Origin of the sequence: Paenibacillus tyrphae, assembly GCF_027925525.1 — a bacterium.
GTDB classification, from domain to species: Bacteria; Bacillota; Bacilli; order Paenibacillales; family NBRC-103111; genus Paenibacillus_G; species Paenibacillus_G tyrfis_B.
Genome location: NZ_BSDJ01000006.1, coordinates 163,289 through 183,616 on the forward strand (window position 1 = coordinate 163,289; position 20,328 = coordinate 183,616).

Below are 20,328 nucleotides of genomic sequence, written 5' to 3' on the forward strand. Positions count from 1 at the left end.
ACTTTATTTATCCGCAGGTGCAGTTCAACACCGGCTTGCGGGCAGCCAGCGTTTCGTCGAGCCGTCTGACGACGGTCGTGTACGGAGCGTTCAGCAGCAGGTCCGGCTGCTCCTCGGCTTCCTTCGCGATCCGGATCATCGTATCGATAAACGCGTCGAGCGTCTCTTTGCTTTCCGTCTCCGTCGGCTCGATCATGATGCATTCCTCGACGTTGAGCGGGAAGTAGATGGTCGGCGGATGGTAACCGAAATCGAGCAGGCGCTTGGCGACGTCGAGCGTGCGCACACCGTACTTTTTGAGGCCGCGTCCGGACATGACGAACTCGTGCTTGCAGACGCCCGGATATGGCATCTCGTAATACGGAGCCAGACGGTGCATCATGTAGTTGGCGTTCAGCACCGCGCATTCCGATACTTCGCGGAGTCCCTCCGGACCGTACGTGCGGATGTACGTATACGCCCGGACGAGGATGCCGAAGTTGCCGTTGTAAGCCTTCACTCGTCCGATTGAGTCCGGACGGTCGGAGTCGAGATAGAACGTGCCGTCCTCGCGGCGGGCTACGATCGGCTTCGGCAGGAACGGAATGAGCTTGCTTTTCACGCCGACCGGCCCTGCGCCAGGACCGCCGCCGCCGTGCGGGGTGCTCATCGTCTTGTGCAGGTTGAGATGCACGACGTCGAAGCCCATGTCGCCGGGGCGCGTAATGCCCATGATAGCGTTGGAGTTGGCTCCGTCATAGTAGAGCAGTCCACCTGCGGCGTGGACGATCTCCGCGATCTCCACGATGTGCTCCTCGAACAAGCCGAGCGTGCTCGGATTCGTCAGCATGAGCGCGGCCGTGTCCGGACCGACCGCCGCGCGCAGCGCGTCCAGATCGACGAGGCCCTGCTCGTTCGACTTGATCGTCAGCGTCTCGAATCCGGCCGTCGTCGCGCTGGCCGGATTCGTCCCGTGCGAGGAGTCCGGCACGATGACTTTGGTCCGCGTCTCGCCTCGGCTTTCATGGTAAGCGCGAATCATCATGAGCCCCGTCCATTCGCCGTGCGCTCCCGCGGCCGGCTGCAGCGTCACCTGATCCATCCCGGTGAGCGCAGCGAGATCGTTCTGGAGCGTGTACAGCAGCTCCAGCGCCCCTTGAACGCTGGATTCCGGCTGATACGGGTGAATTCCGGCGAATCCGGGGAAACGCGCCGTATCTTCGTTAATTTTCGGATTGTATTTCATCGTGCAGGAGCCGAGCGGATAAAAGCCGTTGTCCACGCCGAAGTTGAGGCGCGACAGCTCGGTGTAATGCCGGATCACGTCGACCTCGTACACTTCCGGCAGGGCGGCGGGCTCGCTGCGAAGCAGATGGGACGGAACCAGCTCGGCGGCTTCCGTCTCCGGGACGTCGCAGGCGGGCAGCGAGTACGCGACGCGCCCTGGCTGGCTCAGCTCGAAAATGAGCGCTTTTTCCGGTTTCATACGAGTTCCCCCAATCGTGCTGCAAATTCGTCAATTTCGGCTTTGGTCCGTTTTTCGGTAACGGCGACGAGCATATGGTTCTGAAGCTCCGGATAATAGCGGCCCAGATCGAGCCCTGCGATAAATCCGGCTTCTAGCAGCCGTTCGTTCAAGTCTGCGATATTCGCGTTCGCCGGAAGGCTCACGACGAATTCGTTAAAGAAAGGCGCCGTGAACGGCAGCGACGGGCCTTCGAGCTTCGCCAGCTCGCGTGCGGCATAGTGGGATTTCTGCAGATTCAGGCTTGCCACTTCGCGGATTCCTTCCTTGCCCATTGTGGACAGGTAGACGGAGGCGCACAGTGCAAGCAGCGCCTGATTCGAACAAATGTTCGAGGTCGCTTTCTCGCGACGGATGTGCTGCTCCCGGGCTTGCAGCGTCAGCACGAAGCCGCGCTTGCCGTCGCGGTCGACCGTCTGGCCGACGATTCGGCCGGGCATGCGGCGCATCAGCGGCTCGGAGACGGCGAAAAATCCGCAGGTCGGGCCGCCGAACGCCGGATGAATGCCGAGCGGCTGGGCATCGCCCACGACGATATCCGCGCCAAGCTTGCCGGGCGCTTCCAGCAGTCCGAGCGACATCGGATTCGTGCTGACGACAAACAGCGCTTTGCGGCTGTGAGCGATCGGTTCGATCGCCGCCAGATCCTCAATGCAGCCGAAGAAGTTCGGCGACTGCACGATGACGGCGGCGGTATCGTCGGTCACCGCGGCTTTAAGCTGCTCCAGATCGGTCACGCCGTCCGCATAGTCGACCTCCACCACGTTCAGGTTCAGGCCACGCGCCGTCGTGCGCATAATTTCGCGCGCCTCGGGATGGACGGTCCGCGAGATGACGATCTCCTTCCGCTGCGTGGCTCCGCTGGCGAGAGCGCCCGCTTCGGCCAGCGCCGTCGCGCCGTCGTACATGCTGGCGTTGGCGACCTTCATGCCGGTCAGCTCGCAAATGTACGATTGGAATTCGAAAATCGCCTGCAGCTCCCCTTGGCTGATTTCCGGTTGATACGGCGTATAGGCCGTATAAAATTCCGAACGGGAAATCATATGATTGATGACGACAGGCACGTGATGATCGTACAGGCCCGCGCCCAGAAAGCTGGTGTATTGGCTCGTATCCGCATTGCGCGAAGCCAGCTGCTTCATATGCTTCAGCAGCGAGATTTCATCCAGCGCGCCGGACATCGGCAGCGTGCCGCGGTAGCGGATCGGTTCGGGAATGTCTCGAAACAGCTCTTCGACCGAGTCGACGCCGATCGTGCGCAGCATGTCGGCCCGATCCCGGTCGGTCATAGGCAAATACCGGTGTTTGACGCTCATTGTATGGGTTTCACTCCTTGTCGGTTCTCGCTTCTGTTAGGATTGTACATTGCGCCGATAGAACGGCGCTTTGATGACAACGGCCTTCAAACGGCTGCCCCGGATTTCCACTTCCACTTCGGTGCCCGGCTCGCCGTATTCCGCTTGAAGCAGCGCCAGACCTAGATTTCGCTTCAGCGTAGGAGACTGTGTTCCGGTGGTCACTTCGCCGATCTGCCGGTCGCCGGCATAGACGGGATAATGGGAGCGGGGAATTCCCCGGTCGATCATTTCGATGCCGACGAGCTTGCGCGGCACGCCTTCTTCCTTCTGGCGGAGCAGCGCGTCCCGGCCGATAAAGTCGTCCTTCGTCAGCTTGACGAAGAAGCCGAGGCCTGCCTCCAGCGGCGTAATCTTGTCCGAAAGCTCCTGCCCGTACAGCGGCAGCTTGGCTTCAAACCGCAGCGTATCCCGCGCGCCTAGTCCGGCGGGCGTTAGACCGAGCGGCTCTCCCGCTTCCATCAGCCCTTTCCACAGCGCGGGGGCGTCGTCCGCGGCGACATAAAACTCGAAGCCGTCTTCGCCGGTGTAGCCGGTGCGGGAGACGAGCGCGGTCACGCCGCATATCTTGGCTTCAGGAATAAAGTGGAACGGTGAGAGCGCATTCAAATCGGCGTCCGTGACGCGCGCGGCAATCGCTTGAGCGTTCGGACCTTGCAGCGCCAGAAGGGCCGTCGTATCCGACTTGTTCTCCAGAGAGACATCGCCGAGCAGATTCGATTCCAGCCAGCGGAAGTCTTTGTCGATATTGGAGGCGTTGACGACGAGCATAAATTGATCGGCCGACAGCCGGTAGACGAGCAGGTCGTCGACGACGCCCCCGTCCTCGTAGCACATCAGCGTATACTGCGCTTGGCCGTCGGCAAGCCGCGAGACATCATTCGTCGTGACCCGCTGGAGGAACGTCTCCGCGAAGGTGCCGGTCACGAGAAATTCGCCCATGTGCGATACGTCGAACAGGCCGGCCTGCTGTCTGACCGCTTCGTGTTCGCGTCCAATGCCGGTGAATTGGACCGGCAGCTCCCAGCCGCCGAAGTCGATGCAGCGGGCGCCGGAGTATTCGGCATACAAAGGGAACAGCGGCGTTCTTTTCAATGACGGATTCAATCGAATCACCTCGGTCGTGGTATTGGGATTACGATACATTTTCATGCCAAAAAAGGACAGGACGAAAAGGCAACTAAAGCATGCCAAATCGCATGCCTGCGCTGTCTTTTCGCTCTGTCCTTTGTACCTGAGAGTTACCTTGCAGCCGTCTTCCGGGATGGAAGCGGCCGTACAAGTTTCCCCTTGGGTGACCCTGAGCTTGCTTAAAGCAAGAAGGGTGCTCTCCAGAGTTGCGTCCGGTAGAGGTCCTTTTGCCTGAGAGATTCACCCGGCTCGGCGGGCTTACTCCTTCGGCGCTACCGTACGTTCCGGTAATCTCTCCCTTTACGTTCATCCGCGTTATTCGGTTGTATAGCTCTATATTCATTAATACTCTAAATAGCAGGCCTGTGTCAACCGTAAACGTCAGCCAACATTTTGATGCGGATTCTTGACATCCCTATCCGGTTGAATTACTCTTGAAGGAGATGTGAAATACAGCGAATGACGATGGTTGGGAGAGACCGGAGCGGCTGTGATAAGCCCGCGCAAGGCACCGAAGGAGCAAGTCGCCAAACCTGCCGAATGGCGATTAATCTCTCAGGTAAACGTACCGCCATCCGACGCGCCTCTGGAGAGAGCGTAAGCCACCAAAGGGGTAACGGCGCGACGAGCGGCCCTAAACTCTCAGGTACCCGGGACAGAGAACAAGGCGAGATGCCTTTTCCTGTCCTTTTTTGGCGTTTGCGAGCAAGCAGGCGCAATCGGATAATCCGAGTGGAAGCGCTTCAATCCGATCTTGGCGCTACCGGCGTTTCGGCTGGCGCGGATAAAGCGCCGGTATCGGCGGATACGCTAAGAGGAAGCAGACCGCTCGGCCGGACGGCATGCAAGGCCGGGCGACAACACGATAGGGGCAGAGCCGCCGTCATGCTGCTGCCCGCGTTTTCAAAGCGATAGGGATCTATTCATTCCAGGAGAAAAGGGTGCTGACGATGAGTGAAGTGAAAGCGGGATTGCGTTATACGGAAGAGCATGAATGGGCGGAAAAAATCGGGGCGACGTCCGTGCGGATCGGCATTACGGATTTTGCCCAGCATCAGCTCGGGGACATTGTATTCGTCGAGCTGCCGAAGCTCGGAGCCAAGCTGGAGGCGCATGCGCCGATGGGAACGATCGAATCCGTCAAGACGGTATCCGATCTGTTCAGCCCGGTCGCAGGGACGGTGACGAAGGTGAACGAAGCGCTGCTCGATTCGCCGGAGCTGGTCAACAGCGAGCCGTACGGCGCCGGTTGGATCGTGGAAGTGGAAATCGTCGGGGAAATCGACCAAGCGCTCGAAAGCTTGCTTACCGCCGAAGCCTACGGCGAATTCGTCGCAAGTCAGGACTAAACGACCGGCAAAGCGGACGAACCGTTGAAAGAAGGTATGTCCAATGCGCTTTAAGCATGTGTTTACGATTATCGGACCGGCGATGGTCGGTCCGTCCAGCTCCCACACGGCCGGTGCGGTTCGCATCGGCCGTGTGGCGCGGCAGCTGCTCGGCTGCAGGCCGGAAAAAGCACGCGTGCTCCTGTACGAATCGTTCGCGGAGACGTACTGGGGCCACGGCACGGATCTGGCAATCGCCGGCGGGCTGCTCGACTACGATACGGACGATCCCCGCATTCCGCATGTGCTGGAGGAAGCCCGGTCGCTCGGCATGGAGATCACGTTCGAGCCGAGCACCGGAGCCGCGCCTCATCCGAACTCGGCCAAAATCGAGCTGTGGGCGGGCGATCGCTATGCGGAGGTATTGGGCGCTTCCATCGGCGGGGGCAATATTGAGATTCATTCGCTGAACGGCTTTGATGTCAGCTGCACAGCGCAGTACCCGATGCTGGTGATCAAGCATTCGGACCGTACGGGAATTCTCGCTTCGATTACGAAGGTCGTCAGCGAGGCGGGAGTCAATATCGGCTTTATGGATGTCGACCGCAAGGGTCGGCAAGGCGAAGCGATGACGGTTATCGAGATGGATTCGGCTCCGCCGGAGGGCATGCTGGAGTCCATTCGTCTGCTGCCGGACGTGGCGGACGCGACGATCATCGATTTGGCGCAAAGGAGCGGGAAAGCATGAGATTTCAAACGCTGCGGCAGTTGGCCGAACTATGCCGCTCGGAATCGACGACGGTCGCACGCCTCATGATTGAGGAGCAGGTGAAAGAAACCGGCGAGACGAGGGAACAGGTTATTCGCCAGATGGCGGAATATTATCAAACGATGAAAGAAGCGGTGCGGCGGGGCATCGAACAGCCGACGGCTTCGCGGAGCGGACTGACGGGCGGCGACGCCGGCCGGGTCGCTTCCTTCGCGGCAAGCGGAGATCCTTCCTCCGGCCGCGAAGCGTCCACGGCGATGGCCTATGCGCTTGCCGTATCGGAAGTGAACGCTTCGATGGGCCGCGTGGTGGCGACGCCGACGGCGGGCTCCTGCGGCATTATTCCCGGCGTATTCGTCAGCTCGCAGGAACGGTTCGGCTGGCCGGACGAGAAACTGGTCGAAGGACTGTTTTGCGCGGGAGCGATCGGGTATGTCATCGCCAACAACTCGTCCATTTCCGGGGCGGAGGGCGGCTGCCAGGCCGAGGTCGGTTCCGCCATCGGAATGGCAGCGGGCGCGCTGGTCGAAATGCGCGGCGGCAGCCCGGAGCAGGCGATGCATGCGGTCGGCTTGGCGTTGAAAAATACGCTGGGTCTGATCTGTGACCCGGTTGCCGGACTCGTGGAAATTCCGTGCATCGTGCGCAACGGGCTCGGCGCCGTCAATGCGCTCGCCGCCGCCGACATGGCGCTGGCCGGCGTGCGCAGCGTCATTCCGTCGGACGAAGTGATCGGCGTTATGCTGTCGGTCGGCCGGGCGATGCCGCGAGAGCACCGGGAAACGGCGCTGGGGGGACTGGCGCAGACGCCGACGGGACGGAAGCTGACGGAGCAACTGCGCGCCCGCAAACGAAGCGGGTCAGACGAGCAGAAAGAGCCTGTTCAGCCGTGAAGCTGGCTGTAATATTCGATGCCCATCACTAATAGAAGAAACAGCAGCAGCGAGAACGCTTTCAATAAGCGGATTTGATAGTCTGACATGGACGGGCTCCTCCTTGAAATAAGAGAATCGACTTGCCATGTATTCCAACAATTCTATTATAACCTTATAAAGGTCAAAAATGTAAATGTATAGGTTTTTAAATGGACGATAGACGCATTCGCGCAGAGCGAGTTGCGTCTTTTTGTTTGTTGCGAAGATCGTTTTACCGTACTTTTCAGGATAGATGAGCAAAAAAATTCCATCCGTTCCAAAAGATAATTTACCGTTTGTTGTAGTTTTTTGTTTCATTCTGTAGTCCGAAAAGTAAAATAAAACACAGTTTTATAAAAGCGTTGAAAGCGTTTTCTGTAATGTGGTTGTAACGGGGAAATGCGCTTGACGGGGTAACGCAAGACCGATGGGAGCTCTCAGGGATTGCCAACGTTCGGATCGCCTGGGATGAACGGGTAAGGCATTGGCCGGAACTGCCAGATCAATGAGGACGGGCTGGAGCCTACGATTTAAGCAGACCGGATAGTTAAGGCTGAGCAAGCTTTAAGCAACACTTGATCGAAACGGATCTTGCGGGCACGCCTATGCTCCGATTGATCCGGCAGTGGGTGGCTGGCTGCACCCGTTTTTACGGGCCGCCCTTACCAGCCAAGGTATCGTTGCCGGGGTAAAGCTCTTGCAGCCTATTGCGTACATTGGGGTCCGGGTATTTTTAACATTCATTTGACACGAGGTGAAACTATGCAAGAATTGCTGCAGAGTATTGTTGGCGAAATCAACGAATTTTTCTGGGGTAAATTATTGATTGTGTTGCTTGTTGCTGCGGGACTTTATTTCACGTTTAAATTGAAATTCCTGCAGGTCCGCATGCTGAAAGAGATGGTTCGTGTTTTAAAGGAAGGGAAGTCCGGCTCCTCCAAAGACGATATTTCCCCTTTTCAGGCGTTCGCCATTGGGATGGCCGCCCGCGTGGGAACGGGCAACATTACGGGAATTGCCATTGCCATAGCGTTAGGCGGTCCAGGGGCGGTCTTCTGGATGTGGATTATTTCCATCATCAGTTCGGCATCGAGCTTTGTTGAAAGCACGTTAGCGCAGGTCTATAAAACGAAAGATAAACTTGGCTTCCGCGGCGGCCCGTCCTATTATATGGAGAAAGGCTTGAAGCAGCGTTGGATGGGCGTGTTCTTCGCCATTTTGATTACCGTTACGTTCGGTTATATTTTCAATTCATTGCAATCCAATACGGTTACCATTGCCTTTGAGAACGCATTCGGCACGAATCGTTTAACGTTGGGAATTCTCATGACCATTGCTTTCGCCGTGATTATTTTCGGCGGTGTAAAGCGTATTGCCAAAATGGCGGAATACAAGGTTATGATTCTGGCCGTATTATACATTGGCGTTGCATTGTTTGTCGTGCTGATCAACATTACCAAAATGCCGGAAGTGCTTTCGCTTATTGTTAAGAACGCGTTTGGCTTTCAGCAATTCGCAGGCGGTTCCATTGGCGCTGCTCTCATGCATGGAACGAAGCGGGGGCTATTTTCGAACGAAGCAGGTATGGGGAGCGCTCCGAATGTTGCCGCAACGGCAACCACAAGTCATCCGGTGAAACAAGGATTGATTCAAGCCTTTGGCGTATTAACGGATACACTCATCGTCTGTACAAGCACGGCGTTTATTATTTTGCTCTCCGATGCGTACAAACAACCGGGGCTAAGTGGCATTGCGCTTTCACAAGCGGCATTAAGCCAGCACATCGGCTCTTGGGCATCCGGCTGTCTTGCGATTTTTGTGTTCCTGTTTGCCTTTGGTGCGCTCATTGGCAACTATTATTACGGGGAAACGAATATTCAATTTTTAAGCACAAGCAAAAAATGGCTGCTGGTCTACCGGCTCGGCGCGATTGCCATGGTCGTCTTCGGTTCAGTCGCGAAGGTGCAATTGGTGTGGGACTTGGCCGATTTGTTTATGGGTCTGATGGTTATCGTAAACTTGATCGCGATCCTGTGGCTGTCCAAAATCGCTTTTGCAGCGTTGCAGGATTACATGAAGCAGAAGAAGGCCGGGCTTGATCCGGTGTTTTACAAGGACAGCATTGAGGGGTTAGAAGACGTCGAGTGCTGGGAGAACCGTCCGCCGGTTTCCCGGACACCTGAAGTTCGAGCTTCGGGCGTGCCTGTCGGTCATCAAACGCAGCGACTGGAAAACGTATAACAGCGATATTAAAATTTACCGGATAAAAGACACGTACCGTTGAACGCGGGGCGTGTCTTTTTTTTGCTTCCCGGGCGGAGGATCGTTGACAATCTTCAATTGGTGATATAGTGTATATATTAATATATACAGTTATACACCTTCAGAGGAGTGAGTATTGCATGATTGCTGAATTTCTGAAAGAATGGTCTTATCTTGCCGTTTTCGTTCTTGCGGTGCTGCCTTGGGTGGAATCGGCTTTTGTCGTAGTGCTAGGTATCGCCATGCTTGACTTAAACCCGGTTGCCACAACGATTTTGGCTTTTCTGGGGAATTGGATTACCGTGCTGCTCGTCGTTTTCTTGTTCGACCGCTGGAACGCATGGCGCAGCAAACGCAGTGGAGCAAGCGAAAGCAAGCGAAGCCAGCGGGCCTACCGTCTGTTTGTCCGGTACGGGCTGCCGGGCCTTGCCTTTCTCGGTCCCATCCTGATCGGGACGGAGATTGCGGCGGGATTCGCCATGCTGTTCAAAGCGCCGCGCGGCCCCGTCCTGTTCTGGATGACGTGCTCGCTGGCGTTCTGGACGATCCTGTTCGCCGCTGCCGCCGCTTACGGCGTCGATCTTTTCGGGCTGACCCGCATGAATCAATAATCTGGAGCGTGAGTGGACATGCGTGATGCTTGCCGGATTGCATGGAATGAGTTAAAACATAAATATATTGCGCTGCTGGCCAACGTTCTGTTCTCGGCCTTGATCGGATTCTTTTTGGCGTACGATATGGTGCGCGTGCTGGCGGGAGACGTGCGCGGCAATATGCAGCCGGGCGTTTCTTTTCCCGTGGATTTATGGCTGATTGCCGTCGTTCCTACGCTCGGCGCGCTTGCTTTTTCCAGAGAATATATCTCTTTCGGTTACTTGGTGTCGGAGGAGCCGTTTTTGAAGCGGCTGCGCTTTTTCCGGATGTGGGCCATTCCGCTTAAGGTCGTAGCCTGGAGCCGGATGCTGTATATGATGATGTGCCTTGGAATATCCCTGCTCGTCTGTGTTTCCGTTTTCGTAACGTTCAGCGGTTCCGCTCTGCTAGGCGTGCTGTCCGTGGGGGAGTATGCTGCCTTTGTGTTTGTCTGGGTCGGCTACGCCTTTGCGGTCAGCGGCATCAATCCGTATCTGGAATTCGGAACGAACGGCAAAGCGATACTTATCGGCTCTTTTACGGGGCTGCTGCTGATCGTTGCGGGAATCTTAACGTTCTACTCGTATTTTAGACAACCGGTTTATTTATGGGTGTTTGAATGGGCACGGGGAAATCCGCCGGTTGCCATGGTCTTGTCCGTACTTGTGGCCGTGCTTGGCGTGGCGGGGTTCCAACAGGCCTTAATGTACCGGCTTGCGCGCAAGGATCTTCCCTAGGGGCGGTCCGATCGCACAGCGGCCGGGCGTTCACCGGACTTCTCAGAAAGGAGGCGGCAGCGATACAGCTACCGATACACATCTCGGAACATAGCCGGGAGCCGATCTATCATCAAATTGAACAACAGCTGATATCGTTCATCGTGAGCGGCCAGCTCAAACCGGGGACGCCGCTTCCTTCGATCCGGTCACTGGCCAGCGACTTGGCCTGCAGCGTCATTACGGTGAACCGGGCTTATCAAAATCTGGAGCAGCGCAAATTCATCCAAACCGTGCAAGGAAAAGGAACGTTCGTAGCGGATGTGCAGGAGGGCGAAAAGAAGCAGGTCGCGGACGCCAGTCTGCATCAAGCGTTCCGCGCGGCGATTGAAATGAGCTTCCGGCTGCAAAACGATCCGAAGCAAACGCGGCAGACGTTCGAGCAGATCTTGGCGGAAATGCTGCAAGAAAGGAGGCGAGACGGATGACTTCCCTAAGTCCTCTTCGGCTGGAGCGCTTCGTGAAACAGCGAGACGACTTCCGGCTGGGACCGATCGATGTCGTGCTGGAACCCGGACTGACGTATGCGTTAGTAGGCCCGAACGGCTCGGGCAAAACGACGCTGCTCAAGTGCCTTATGAATCTGATGAAGCCGACCTCAGGCAAGCTGGAAATTTTCGGGCATACGTATGAGCTGGAGGAGCAGGCCATTAAGACGCATACCGCTTTTGTCCCCGATCCGCTGGACGGCTGCGAGCCCTTTACGCTGCAGCAGATGAGGGGTTTTATCGGCGGCTGGTACGCATCGTGGGACGATGACGATTTTGTGCGGCGCGCCGCGTCTTTTCGTATTCCGCTGGATAAAAGTTACGGCAAGATGTCGCAGGGGGAACGAAAGAAAGCGGCGTTAACGCTCGCGCTGAGTACGCATGCGCCTCTGCTGCTGCTCGACGAGCCGACGAACGGTCTGGATATCGCCAGCCGCAATCGTCTGAAGCAGATGCTCGTCGAGGATGCGGAGATCATGGAGCGGACTGTTCTGCTGTCCACCCATTCGGTCGAAGATATCCGGCAGTTTGCGGATTGTATTCTTTTGCTGAGAAACGGCGCTTTGGAAGGCCCTTACGAAAAAGATGCGTTAAGCGCCTCGTGGCGCAGGCTTTGGTTAACCGGAGAAGCGCTGCCCAGTCTGGCGGATATCCCGGGTGCGGTCGAATGGAGTGAGGTACCGTTTCCTCAACTGGTCACCTGCGACCGTACGGCAACTTTGGCTTTCCTGTCCGAGAACGGAATCCAAGTCACGAAGGAGCAGCCGCTGCCGCTGGACGAATTGTTGGACCGGCTCCTGGAGAAGAGCGCACGCTAGGCGAATCATACGCGAATCCCGATTTTTCTATTGACATTCCCGGGGTTCGGGGGTATGATTTTGATCAAAGCATAGTAATTTTATGGGAATAGTTAAAAATCTACCGGACTACCGGAGACACGTACCGCCTGCTGGGCGGAATGTGTCTTTTTTATTTTTATGGACGTCCGGCGAAGGGGGCGCACTCATACGGTTGCCGAATGGGCGGAGCGGAGCTCCTCCCGCCGGGACCTGCCTATCCATTGACCGGATCGCCGGAGATGAAGCCATTTTGCTTTTCAGAAGCAGGCGTTCATCTCCTTTTTTTGTATAGCTTGCTAACCTAAAGACAGAAGGTGGGACCTCGATGTTGTTCAAGGATGACTTTCAAGTATTCGACATTCACGCTCATTTGCCTTATCCGCTGCCGTTTATGTCGGCTAATCCGGTGATCCGAAGCCAGAACGCGCTGCGTTCCGAGCGGATGCGGCTGACGTGGGATTTTCCGGAGCCTCCGATACAGGAGGATAAGGATGCGGCCCGGCCGCTCATCGACCGTTGGGCGGACGAATTGGACCGCTACGGCCTCGGCGGCATCAATTTCCTGACCGCCTGGAGCAACGACGATCTGGCCGAGCAGATCGGCAAATACCCCGGCCGGTTTACCGGCTTCGCCCACCATTCCATCGAGGAGCCGAATGCGGCGGAGGAGCTGCAAAGAGCCGTGGACACGCTTGGCCTGAAAGGCTACAAGCTGTTCGGCCCGCTCGTGGAAATCCCGTTTCACGATCCGAAGCTGACGCCGGTGTGGCGGTTTCTCGCCGAGCGGAAGCTGCCGGTGCTCATTCATTTCGGGCTGCTCGGACATACGGGCGGCATCGCCTCGCACCTCAATATCAATCCGCTGGCGATCTTTAACGTGGCCCGGGAATACCCGGATATTCCGTTTATCATTCCGCATTTCGGCGCGGGCTATTTTCAAGAGCTGCTGCACTTGTGCTGGAGCTGTTCGAACATCTTCATCGATACGTCCGGGTCGAACCAGTGGATGCGCTGGACGCCGTACGAGTTGAACCTGGATATTCTGTTCCGCAAATGCTACGAGCTGATCGGTCCCGAGCGGATAATTTTCGGCACCGATTCCAGCAGCTTCCCGCGAGGGTTCGTCTACCGCTACTTGCAGGATCAGGTGCGCTCCTGCCGCGAGCTGCGGATGAACGAGACGGAGATCGAGAACATTTTCGGCAACAACGCGAGAAGACTGTTGAACTTAATATAGAAAAAAGGGGACTGGAAAACCATGAAGAGCATTCATCGTCAGCGTTATCGTTATACGCCTTGGAGCGCCGCAGCGCTTGCGCTTGGCTTAGCCGTGGGGCTGTCCGCCTGCGGCGGCTCCAAGGCGCCGGGGGGAGACGGCCAATCGGGGCAGGCCGCTCAGAAGACGACGGAATCCGGCCAAGAGGAGAAGGTGACCATCGAGTACTGGCAGTACCAGTACCCGGCGAAGGTCGAGCTGATCGCGGCGCTGATTGACGAGTTCCAGAAAAAGCATCCGAACATTACCGTCAAGCAGACGAACTTCCCGTACGACCAGTACAACGAGAAGGTGGCGACGCTCGTGCCCGCCGGGAAGGGACCGGACATTATTAACCTATATTACGGCTGGTTGCCGAAATACGTCTCGTCAGGCTATTTGCAGCCGCTGCCGGAGAGCGCCTTCTCCGAGGAGCAGATCAAGAAGGAGTTTTTCCCGTTCGTCGATACGGCCAAGCTGAACGGCAAATATTACGCGATTCCGACCGCCGTGCGCACGCTCGCCTTGTTTTACAACAAGGACTTGTTCACCAAAGCGGGGCTCGATCCGGGCAAGCCGCCGGCCACCTGGACCGAGTTGGTCGACACCGCGAAGAAACTGACGCAGCAGGACAAGAACGGGCAGTACGTCATCGAAGGGCTGGCCTGGCAGCCGAACGCGCAGCTTCATCACTGGTACCGCGACGCGCTCGTGTACCAGGCGGGCGGCAAAGATATCAGCGACGACCGGCGCAAAATATTGTGGGCGGATACTCCGGCCGGGCTGGAAGCGTTCAAGTATTTGATCGACCTGTCGCTGGTACATAAGGTCGGCACCAAGGACTTCTACAATGACGACATTACCGCCTTCAAGAAGGGCGTGGCCGCGATGAATATCGACGGATCGTTCCAGCTCGGGGGGATCAAGAAGGATTCGCCCGACCTCCAGTATGCGATTGCGCCTCTTCCTTCGTACAAGGACAAGGCGACACAGGTGTCCTTCTGGGCCAACTCGATTACGAAGGGCGTGAAGGGCAAAAAGCTGGAGGCGGCGACCGAGTTTCTGAAGTTTCTGACGAGCAAGGAAGTGCAGGAGCAGTGGGTGGAGAAGGTCGGGGAGCTTCCGGCGAAGCGAGAGGTCGCGCTGCAGGACAAATACGCGAAGGACGGGAAGCTCGGTCCGTTCATTCAGCAGCTGCCTTATGCGCATGCGCACTTCTTCGTGGACGAGAAGCTGGAGCGCGATTACTTCGTCGAAGCGGTCGATCAAGTGGCGCTGAAGCAGGTGCCGGTCGAGAAGGCGTACGACGAGCTGGTGAAGAAGACGCAGAAGCTGTTCGACGATTACTGGGCGAAGCAGGATAAAAAATAAGGCGGCGTGCGTGTTGCGAGAGAAAGGAGGACAGAAACGATGGAACGTGCCGAAGCGCTGCACGCTGTCAGAAGCCGGGCCCCTCAGAAGCGGAGGCTCGGCTTGAAAAAGCAGCGGTATGTGTTCGTATACACCAGCCTGCTGCTGCCGCTGCTTTTTTTTGTCTCGATCCGGATTTTGCCGATCCTGTATTCGTTTAACGTCGGCTTCCGGGAATGGGATATGCTGTCCGAAGAAAAGCCATTTGTCGGACTCGACAATTACGCCGCCTTGTTTCAGGACGAAGTGTTCCTGCAAGCGCTGAAAAATACGCTCGTCTACGTGCTGGCCGGCGTGCCAGGGCAAGTCGCCGCCGGATTGGCTGTAGCGCTGCTGCTGCAGCGCATCGGCCGGCTGCGCGGCTTGTTCCGCACGATCTATTTTATCCCGTACGTCACCAGCGTCGTGGCGGTCAGCTGGGTGTTCCGCTGGATGCTGATGAAGAACGGCGTCGTCAACGGTATTCTGCTCTCGCTCGGGCTCGATCCGCAGCTGTTCCTCGGCTCGCCGTCCCAGGCGATCTATCTGGTCATCGCCGCCATGATCTGGCAGGGCGTCGGCTTTCAGATGCTGATCTTCCTGACGGGGCTGGAGGGCATCCCGCGGCTGTACTACGATGCGGCCGCCATCGACGGTGCGGGTGCTTGGCAGCGGTTCGTGCACATCACGCTGCCGCTGCTCAACCCGGTGATCGTGTTTTCCGTCGTCATCGGCAGCATCGATTATTTGCAGTCGTTCACGCAGGTGCTCAACATGACGTCCGGCGGTCCGCTCAACTCGACCGTCTCGATTGTGCTGTACATTTACAATCTCGCATTTAAGCACTTCAATATGGGGCAAGCGGCGGCCGCTACTGTCGTTCTCTTCGCGTTGATCCTGCTCCTGTCGCTGCTGCAGCTTAAGGTGCTAAGCAAGAAGATCGAATATTAAGGAGGGGGAGATCGATGAGACTTGGCAGCTATGCACTGCTTACCGCGGGCACGCTCGTGATGGTATTTCCATTTTTTTGGATGGTCGCCACCTCGCTCAAGACTCCGCAGGATGTCTTCTCGCTCAGCCTCGTGCCGGATCGCGCGACGCTGGCCAATTATGCGGAATTGTTCGCCACGACGCCGTTTACGGAGTGGGTGTATAACAGCTTTGCGATCGCGGTGATCATGACGGCGAGCGTATGCTTGTTCGATACGGTCGCGGGGTATGTGCTGGCGAAATTTACGTTTGCCGGGAAACGGCTCATTTTCATCGTCATTCTCAGCACGCTGATGGTGCCTACCGAGATGCTGATCATTCCGTGGTATCTGCTGTCCGCCAAGCTCGGTTGGGTCGATACGTACGTCGGCGTCTTGTTTCCGGGGCTCGTCAGCGCCTTCGGTATCTTCCTGATGAAGCAGTTCATGGAGTCGGTGCCCTCGGACCTGCTGGACGCCGCGCGAATCGACGGTATGAACGAATGGGGCATCATGCTGCGCATCGCCGTGCCGCTTGTGAGCCCCGCGCTTGCGGCGCTGGCGATCCTGTCGTTTCTCGGCAGCTGGAACGCGTTCATCTGGCCGCTGATCGTGACGCAGACGGAGACGCATTTCACGATTCCGGTCGGTGTGGCGTTCTTCTCCAGCGAATTAAAGGACACGAGCGGCTGGGTGCTGATCATGACGGGAGCGACCGTCTCCGTGCTGCCGCTGATTCTGCTGTTTATCATCTTCCAGAAGCAGATTGTCCGCGGCATCGCGCTCACCGGGCTCAAATAGGCGGCCGCTTACAGAAACTTCCGCATCGAAGCCGACAGCTCACTGACGACCTTGCCGATCTCCTCGGGAGACAGATGAAATTCCTGCAGCGTCCACTCGATCAGCATCATGTGAAGGAGAGCCGAGAACGATTTCTGCCCGTACAGGCGGTAAATGTCGGACTGCGTGCCGCTTCCGCTTCGGCTTCCGCCGATAAACAGCTCGTCGTGGCAATCGCAGATGCTGCGGAAGATGAGCTGCCGGATTTTGCGGTCCTGGCCCTTGATGTTCAGGATCAGCGACGGGGGAATGTTGTCCTTCCAGGTACGGAACAGCAGCACGAACATCGCTTCCGTATACGGCTGCCCGCCGTCGATATGTTGCCACACGCCGCTCATCAACCGGGTCAAGTAATTCAATAAAATTTCGTCTTTGTCCTGAAAGTTCCGGTAAACCGTTTGGCGCGCAAGTCCTGCTTTATCTGCAATCTCCGTAATGGAGATGAGAGAGTAGGGCTTTTTTTCCATTAATTGAAACAGCGCAGTCTGAATCCATTCCTGCGACCGCAAGGAGAGCTTGCCCGTAGCCACGCCCAAGTGTGACACTTCCTTTCATCTGTCCATTTTCGCCCCTGGGGAGCGCCGAGGTTATTGCATAACCGGACGATTTCGTTTAATGTTACAAGTGTAACACAAGTGACAATTGTAACGCTTGTTTGGTTTATCGGCTGGATCCCGTCGGAACGGGAGTTTTTTCGAGTTTTCATTGATAATAATAATCATTATCGATAAAAGACCACTTGTTGATCGCTGAAAGGGGAAGTTATCGTTGTTGTTCAAGGGATTTGGGGGATTCGGGTTGAAAAAGATTTCCGTACTAGCGGTTGTGTTGGTTCTTGCTTTGGTCGCTGCGGCTTGCGGTGGCGGAGGGACCGGGAAGCCTGAAGCGGGGCAGCAGCCTTCGCAGCAGGAACCGGCGTCTCGCACGATTAAGCACGCTATGGGGGAGACGAAAATCACAGGCACGCCGCAGCGGGTCGTCGTTCTGACGAATCAGGGCACCGAATCGCTGTTGGCGCTCGGCATCAAGCCGGTAGCCGCTGTGAAATCATGGATTGGTGATCCGTGGTTTGAGCATATTAAGGAGCAGATGACCGACGTTAAGATGATCGGCGACGAAACGCAGCCGAATGTCGAGGTCATCGCGACGCTGAAGCCGGATCTGATTCTCGGGACGAAGGTGCGCCAGGAGAAAATTTACCAGCAGCTGTCGGCCATAGCGCCTACGGTATTTACGGAAAATCTGGGCGACAGCATGATCGACAACTTCAAGCTGTATGCCGCGGCGCTCAACAAAGAAGCCGAAGGCAAGGCCGTGCTGGACGATTACAACAAAGCGGTCGAGCAGACCAAAGCGCACTTGGGCGACAAGAAGAACATGCGCGTGTCGCTGGCCCGCTTCCAGCCCGGCAAGGTTCGCGTCTATTACAAGAACAATTTCGCCGGAATTATTTTGAGCCAGCTCGGCTTTGCACGTCCAGATGCTCAGAACAAGGACGATTTCTCCGCGGACATTACGCAGGAACAGATGACCGTGCTCGACGGAGACGTGATGTTCTATTTCGTCTCGGACCGTCAAGGGGACACTGGAGCCAAGAAAACGGCCGAGGAATGGCTGGGTAGCCCGCTCGCGCAAAACATGAACGTCGTCAAAACGAAACGGGCCTTCGTCGTCAACGAGCCGATCTGGAATACGTCCGGCGGCATTATAGCGGCCAAGCTGCTGCTTGAAGACATTCGCAAGCGGTTCGACAGTCTGTAGATTTGTGCAGGAGTTTTGATTGGAAACCGGTTTAAAAACTTGCCAAAAATCAGGCAAGTCTGCATGTTGAGAAAGTGATCAAATGGGCCAATAGAGGTTACGTGAGGGGTGGGGTATCCACTTCCGACCGCTGCTCCACCCCGCAAAGTGAAGTTGAATCAAGGAAGCTTAGTCCGATTACTTTGCGGGGACCCCGGGTCCTCGGGGAATTTGATTAAAGCCGCTTAGTAGCGGACATTTCCCGAAGACAAAGGCGGCCGCTATCGCTTCTCCAGTGGATACCCCACGTCCGTATGCATCTCTATTTTTGTAAAAGCCCACTTTTTCAACATTTTGACTTGCCAAAAATCAGGCAAGTTTTTTTGTTTTGGAATAAGCACCTTATATGGAATGATCATTATATCGAAATAAAGAACCTTGTTGGCGCTATCCCTTGGTTCGATTAATGTAATCAATAAAAGCCTTCAAAGGTTTTTTATTTGGCGGAAATATATCATCCGGCAGTTCATCAATATTAAACCACTTCAATTCTGTTGTTTCGTTGGTTTGTGATAACAAATCTCCTGAAAAATCTCTGCATACATAAACGATGCCGATAGTATAAACCTCATCACCGTTTGGATATGTATACAGCCTGTCTTCTCCCGAAAAAACACCTAAAAGCTCAAGATCATTAGCTATTAAACCTGTTTCTTCCTGTAACTCTCGTTTTGCGGCTTCTTCTACAGTTTCACCTATTTCAACAGCACCGCCGTGCATTGCCCAGCAATGATTGTCCCTGCGCTTTTGCAAAAGTACTTTTCCATCTTTATATATAAAGACACCAGCCGCAATAACGATTAATCTTTCATGTCCGATTTTTTTTCTAATGCTGCTAATGTATCCAGCCAAACGATTCACCCTCCCGAAATATAAATTAGCCACTTGCCTGATAACAGCACAAAACTACTCTTCCAATATCTTATCATTACCAATCCACAAAACCTATTTCTATTTAACAGATGCATTACATTGAACCGAACCATGAACAACGGTCTTGATCATTACGCTAACGGACAGGTTAATTGAAATAGTTGTAATTTAAAGTTATTTTTGTTATCATGCCTAAAAGTTAAGGAAAGGAGCATTATCATGAGTTGCTCATGTTTTCCAGTAATTGATAAGTGCCCTGAATCTAAGTGATAAATTTTAGATAAGGGGTTTTATAAATGTTTTTACAGAAACGAATCATCCAATCAGTTAAAGAGAATTGTGAACAAAACTCCAATGTAGCTTCATGTATGATGTATGGTTCCTTCACTAAAGGTGAGGGGGATCAATACTCTGATGTTGAGTTTTATATATTTATTAAGGACGATAAATTTGAAAATTTTCAATCAAGACAATGGACTGCCGAAATTGCTTCTTATGATTTGATGTTTCAAAATGAGTATGGAACAGAAGTTGTTATTTTTTCTAACTTGATTCGAGGTGAATTTCATTTTTTGCCAGAATCTAAAATAGAAGTAATAAAAACTTTCAAGCCCACTGGAGTTTTTCCCGATACAGATTCCATGTTTATTTACGACACTACAGGAATGTTGAAGCAATGTCTGGATCACTTAGGTGGGGATGGCCCAGAGCGAATGACAAATGAGAATGTGAATTTTGCTTTTAATAATTTTGTGAATGCTTGGTTAATGGGAATAAACGTATTGAAAAGAGGAGAATTAGCACGTTCTTTAGAAGTTCTGACATATGTGCAAAAGTATATTTTGCATTTATTAAGAATTAAGGAACAGAATGTAGAACGGTGGCTAAATAGCACTAAGAATTTAGAGAATGATCTGACTTCAGAAGGATATACAGATTACTCTTTAATAACCTCTAAGTTACAAAAAGACGATTTGGAGAACGCATATACTCATGCATTGATGGTCGCAGAAAAATTAATAGAGAGTTTAAGGCCTAAATACGATTTTGAGGTAGATATGCATATAATTAATAAACTTCGCCACTGTCTATAAATTAATAATATTCAAGAAAGCACTGCGCAGTTGATCAGTGCTTTCTTTACATTCCCCCAGGCCATAAGCTGCAAATTTTTTTGCAGAAATTCATCACACTTGGATTCGGA

General features: G+C 54.7%; 20 protein-coding genes and 2 riboswitches. Of the genes, 15 read left to right on the top strand and 5 right to left on the bottom strand.

The window, feature by feature from the left end; translation table 11 throughout:
- Positions 1–7: 7 nt before the first annotated feature.
- The 3 genes from gcvPB to gcvT are packed head-to-tail and all read right to left on the bottom strand — an operon-like array spanning position 8 to position 3,966.
- Complete coding sequence (gene gcvPB / locus QMG93_RS09480; protein ID WP_281935740.1) at positions 8–1,465, bottom strand: aminomethyl-transferring glycine dehydrogenase subunit GcvPB; 1,458 nt, start codon at positions 1,463–1,465, stop codon at positions 8–10.
- Entirely contained in the window at positions 1,462–2,820 is a 1,359-nt protein-coding gene (gene gcvPA / locus QMG93_RS09485; protein ID WP_281935741.1) for an aminomethyl-transferring glycine dehydrogenase subunit GcvPA, read from the bottom strand. Before gcvPA ends, gcvPB begins: the two co-directional genes overlap by 4 nt.
- 36 nt (positions 2,821–2,856) lie before the next feature.
- On the bottom strand, positions 2,857–3,966 hold the full coding sequence (gcvT, locus tag QMG93_RS09490; protein ID WP_281935743.1) for a glycine cleavage system aminomethyltransferase GcvT: 1,110 nt from the start codon (positions 3,964–3,966) through the stop codon (positions 2,857–2,859).
- A 233-nt stretch (positions 3,967–4,199) separates the two neighbouring features.
- Positions 4,200–4,300, bottom strand: a riboswitch (glycine riboswitch).
- A gap of 150 nt (positions 4,301–4,450) precedes the next feature.
- Positions 4,451–4,570, top strand: a riboswitch (glycine riboswitch).
- Positions 4,571–4,722: 152 nt separating this feature from the next.
- On the opposite strand from gcvT, the gene QMG93_RS09495 reads away from it, so the two are divergent.
- From QMG93_RS09495 to QMG93_RS09555, 13 genes are all read left to right on the top strand, one after another.
- Complete coding sequence (locus QMG93_RS09495) at positions 4,723–4,905, top strand: hypothetical protein (RefSeq protein WP_281935745.1); 183 nt, start codon at positions 4,723–4,725, stop codon at positions 4,903–4,905.
- A gap of 35 nt (positions 4,906–4,940) precedes the next feature.
- On the top strand, positions 4,941–5,339 hold the full coding sequence (gene gcvH / locus QMG93_RS09500) for a glycine cleavage system protein GcvH (RefSeq protein WP_281935930.1): 399 nt from the start codon (positions 4,941–4,943) through the stop codon (positions 5,337–5,339).
- 43 nt (positions 5,340–5,382) lie between these two features.
- Positions 5,383–6,066, top strand: coding sequence for an L-serine ammonia-lyase, iron-sulfur-dependent subunit beta (gene sdaAB / locus QMG93_RS09505; protein ID WP_281935747.1), 684 nt, complete (start codon positions 5,383–5,385; stop codon positions 6,064–6,066).
- Positions 6,063–6,980 carry an L-serine ammonia-lyase, iron-sulfur-dependent, subunit alpha gene (sdaAA, locus tag QMG93_RS09510; protein WP_281935748.1) on the top strand — a complete coding sequence of 306 codons (918 nt, stop codon included), beginning with the start codon at positions 6,063–6,065 and terminating at the stop codon, positions 6,978–6,980. Before sdaAB ends, sdaAA begins: the two co-directional genes overlap by 4 nt.
- 783 nt (positions 6,981–7,763) lie before the next feature.
- Positions 7,764–9,242, top strand: a complete 1,479-nt coding sequence (locus QMG93_RS09515; protein ID WP_281935749.1) for an alanine/glycine:cation symporter family protein — start codon at positions 7,764–7,766, stop codon at positions 9,240–9,242.
- A gap of 161 nt (positions 9,243–9,403) precedes the next feature.
- Positions 9,404–9,874, top strand: coding sequence for a small multi-drug export protein (locus tag QMG93_RS09520; protein ID WP_216788986.1), 471 nt, complete (start codon positions 9,404–9,406; stop codon positions 9,872–9,874).
- Positions 9,875–9,892: 18 nt separating this feature from the next.
- Positions 9,893–10,633 (top strand): hypothetical protein, encoded by a 741-nt coding sequence (locus tag QMG93_RS09525; protein ID WP_281935751.1) that lies wholly within the window; start codon positions 9,893–9,895, stop codon positions 10,631–10,633.
- A 143-nt stretch (positions 10,634–10,776) separates the two neighbouring features.
- Positions 10,777–11,100 carry a GntR family transcriptional regulator gene (locus tag QMG93_RS09530; RefSeq protein WP_413789278.1) on the top strand — a complete coding sequence of 108 codons (324 nt, stop codon included), beginning with the start codon at positions 10,777–10,779 and terminating at the stop codon, positions 11,098–11,100.
- Positions 11,097–11,978: an ATP-binding cassette domain-containing protein gene (locus QMG93_RS09535; protein WP_281935753.1), complete on the top strand. Its 882-nt coding sequence runs from the start codon at positions 11,097–11,099 to the stop codon at positions 11,976–11,978. The genes QMG93_RS09530 and QMG93_RS09535 overlap by 4 nt, the downstream gene beginning before the upstream one ends.
- A 346-nt stretch (positions 11,979–12,324) precedes the next feature.
- Positions 12,325–13,236 carry an amidohydrolase family protein gene (locus QMG93_RS09540; protein ID WP_216788981.1) on the top strand — a complete coding sequence of 304 codons (912 nt, stop codon included), beginning with the start codon at positions 12,325–12,327 and terminating at the stop codon, positions 13,234–13,236.
- Positions 13,237–13,257: 21 nt separating this feature from the next.
- Complete coding sequence (locus tag QMG93_RS09545; RefSeq protein WP_281935756.1) at positions 13,258–14,625, top strand: extracellular solute-binding protein; 1,368 nt, start codon at positions 13,258–13,260, stop codon at positions 14,623–14,625.
- 39 nt (positions 14,626–14,664) lie between these two features.
- Positions 14,665–15,594, top strand: coding sequence for a carbohydrate ABC transporter permease (locus QMG93_RS09550; protein ID WP_281935758.1), 930 nt, complete (start codon positions 14,665–14,667; stop codon positions 15,592–15,594).
- A 14-nt stretch (positions 15,595–15,608) separates the two neighbouring features.
- Positions 15,609–16,412 (top strand): carbohydrate ABC transporter permease, encoded by an 804-nt coding sequence (locus QMG93_RS09555; RefSeq protein ID WP_281935760.1) that lies wholly within the window; start codon positions 15,609–15,611, stop codon positions 16,410–16,412.
- A gap of 8 nt (positions 16,413–16,420) precedes the next feature.
- Here QMG93_RS09555 and QMG93_RS09560 read toward each other — a convergent pair whose 3' ends face one another.
- Complete coding sequence (locus tag QMG93_RS09560) at positions 16,421–16,981, bottom strand: TetR/AcrR family transcriptional regulator (RefSeq protein WP_281935933.1); 561 nt, start codon at positions 16,979–16,981, stop codon at positions 16,421–16,423.
- A 268-nt stretch (positions 16,982–17,249) separates the two neighbouring features.
- On the opposite strand from QMG93_RS09560, the gene QMG93_RS09565 reads away from it, so the two are divergent.
- A complete protein-coding gene (locus QMG93_RS09565; protein ID WP_281935761.1) occupies positions 17,250–18,212 on the top strand; it encodes an ABC transporter substrate-binding protein in 963 nt (320 codons plus the stop codon).
- 426 nt (positions 18,213–18,638) lie between these two features.
- On the opposite strand, the gene QMG93_RS09570 is transcribed toward QMG93_RS09565, so the two are convergent.
- Positions 18,639–19,103, bottom strand: coding sequence for an NUDIX hydrolase (locus tag QMG93_RS09570; protein WP_281935763.1), 465 nt, complete (start codon positions 19,101–19,103; stop codon positions 18,639–18,641).
- Positions 19,104–19,420: 317 nt separating this feature from the next.
- On the opposite strand from QMG93_RS09570, the gene QMG93_RS09575 reads away from it, so the two are divergent.
- A complete protein-coding gene (locus tag QMG93_RS09575; RefSeq protein WP_281935765.1) occupies positions 19,421–20,218 on the top strand; it encodes a nucleotidyltransferase in 798 nt (265 codons plus the stop codon).
- Positions 20,219–20,328 lie beyond the last annotated feature (110 nt).

Excerpts from the sequence above, each read along its gene's own strand:
- gcvPB (WP_281935740.1), bottom strand. The coding sequence starts at position 1,465 with ATGAAACCGGAAAAAGCGCTCATTTTCGAGCTGAGCCAGCCAGGGCGC.
- gcvPA (WP_281935741.1), bottom strand. The coding sequence starts at position 2,820 with ATGAGCGTCAAACACCGGTATTTGCCTATGACCGACCGGGATCGGGCC.
- gcvH (WP_281935930.1), top strand. The coding sequence starts at position 4,941 with ATGAGTGAAGTGAAAGCGGGATTGCGTTATACGGAAGAGCATGAATGG.
- sdaAB (WP_281935747.1), top strand. The coding sequence starts at position 5,383 with ATGCGCTTTAAGCATGTGTTTACGATTATCGGACCGGCGATGGTCGGT.
- sdaAA (WP_281935748.1), top strand. The coding sequence starts at position 6,063 with ATGAGATTTCAAACGCTGCGGCAGTTGGCCGAACTATGCCGCTCGGAA.
- QMG93_RS09515 (WP_281935749.1), top strand. The coding sequence starts at position 7,764 with ATGCAAGAATTGCTGCAGAGTATTGTTGGCGAAATCAACGAATTTTTC.
- QMG93_RS09520 (WP_216788986.1), top strand. The coding sequence starts at position 9,404 with ATGATTGCTGAATTTCTGAAAGAATGGTCTTATCTTGCCGTTTTCGTT.
- QMG93_RS09525 (WP_281935751.1), top strand. The coding sequence starts at position 9,893 with ATGCGTGATGCTTGCCGGATTGCATGGAATGAGTTAAAACATAAATAT.
- QMG93_RS09535 (WP_281935753.1), top strand. The coding sequence starts at position 11,097 with ATGACTTCCCTAAGTCCTCTTCGGCTGGAGCGCTTCGTGAAACAGCGA.
- QMG93_RS09540 (WP_216788981.1), top strand. The coding sequence starts at position 12,325 with ATGTTGTTCAAGGATGACTTTCAAGTATTCGACATTCACGCTCATTTG.
- QMG93_RS09545 (WP_281935756.1), top strand. The coding sequence starts at position 13,258 with ATGAAGAGCATTCATCGTCAGCGTTATCGTTATACGCCTTGGAGCGCC.
- QMG93_RS09550 (WP_281935758.1), top strand. The coding sequence starts at position 14,665 with ATGGAACGTGCCGAAGCGCTGCACGCTGTCAGAAGCCGGGCCCCTCAG.
- QMG93_RS09555 (WP_281935760.1), top strand. The coding sequence starts at position 15,609 with ATGAGACTTGGCAGCTATGCACTGCTTACCGCGGGCACGCTCGTGATG.
- QMG93_RS09575 (WP_281935765.1), top strand. The coding sequence starts at position 19,421 with ATGTTTTTACAGAAACGAATCATCCAATCAGTTAAAGAGAATTGTGAA.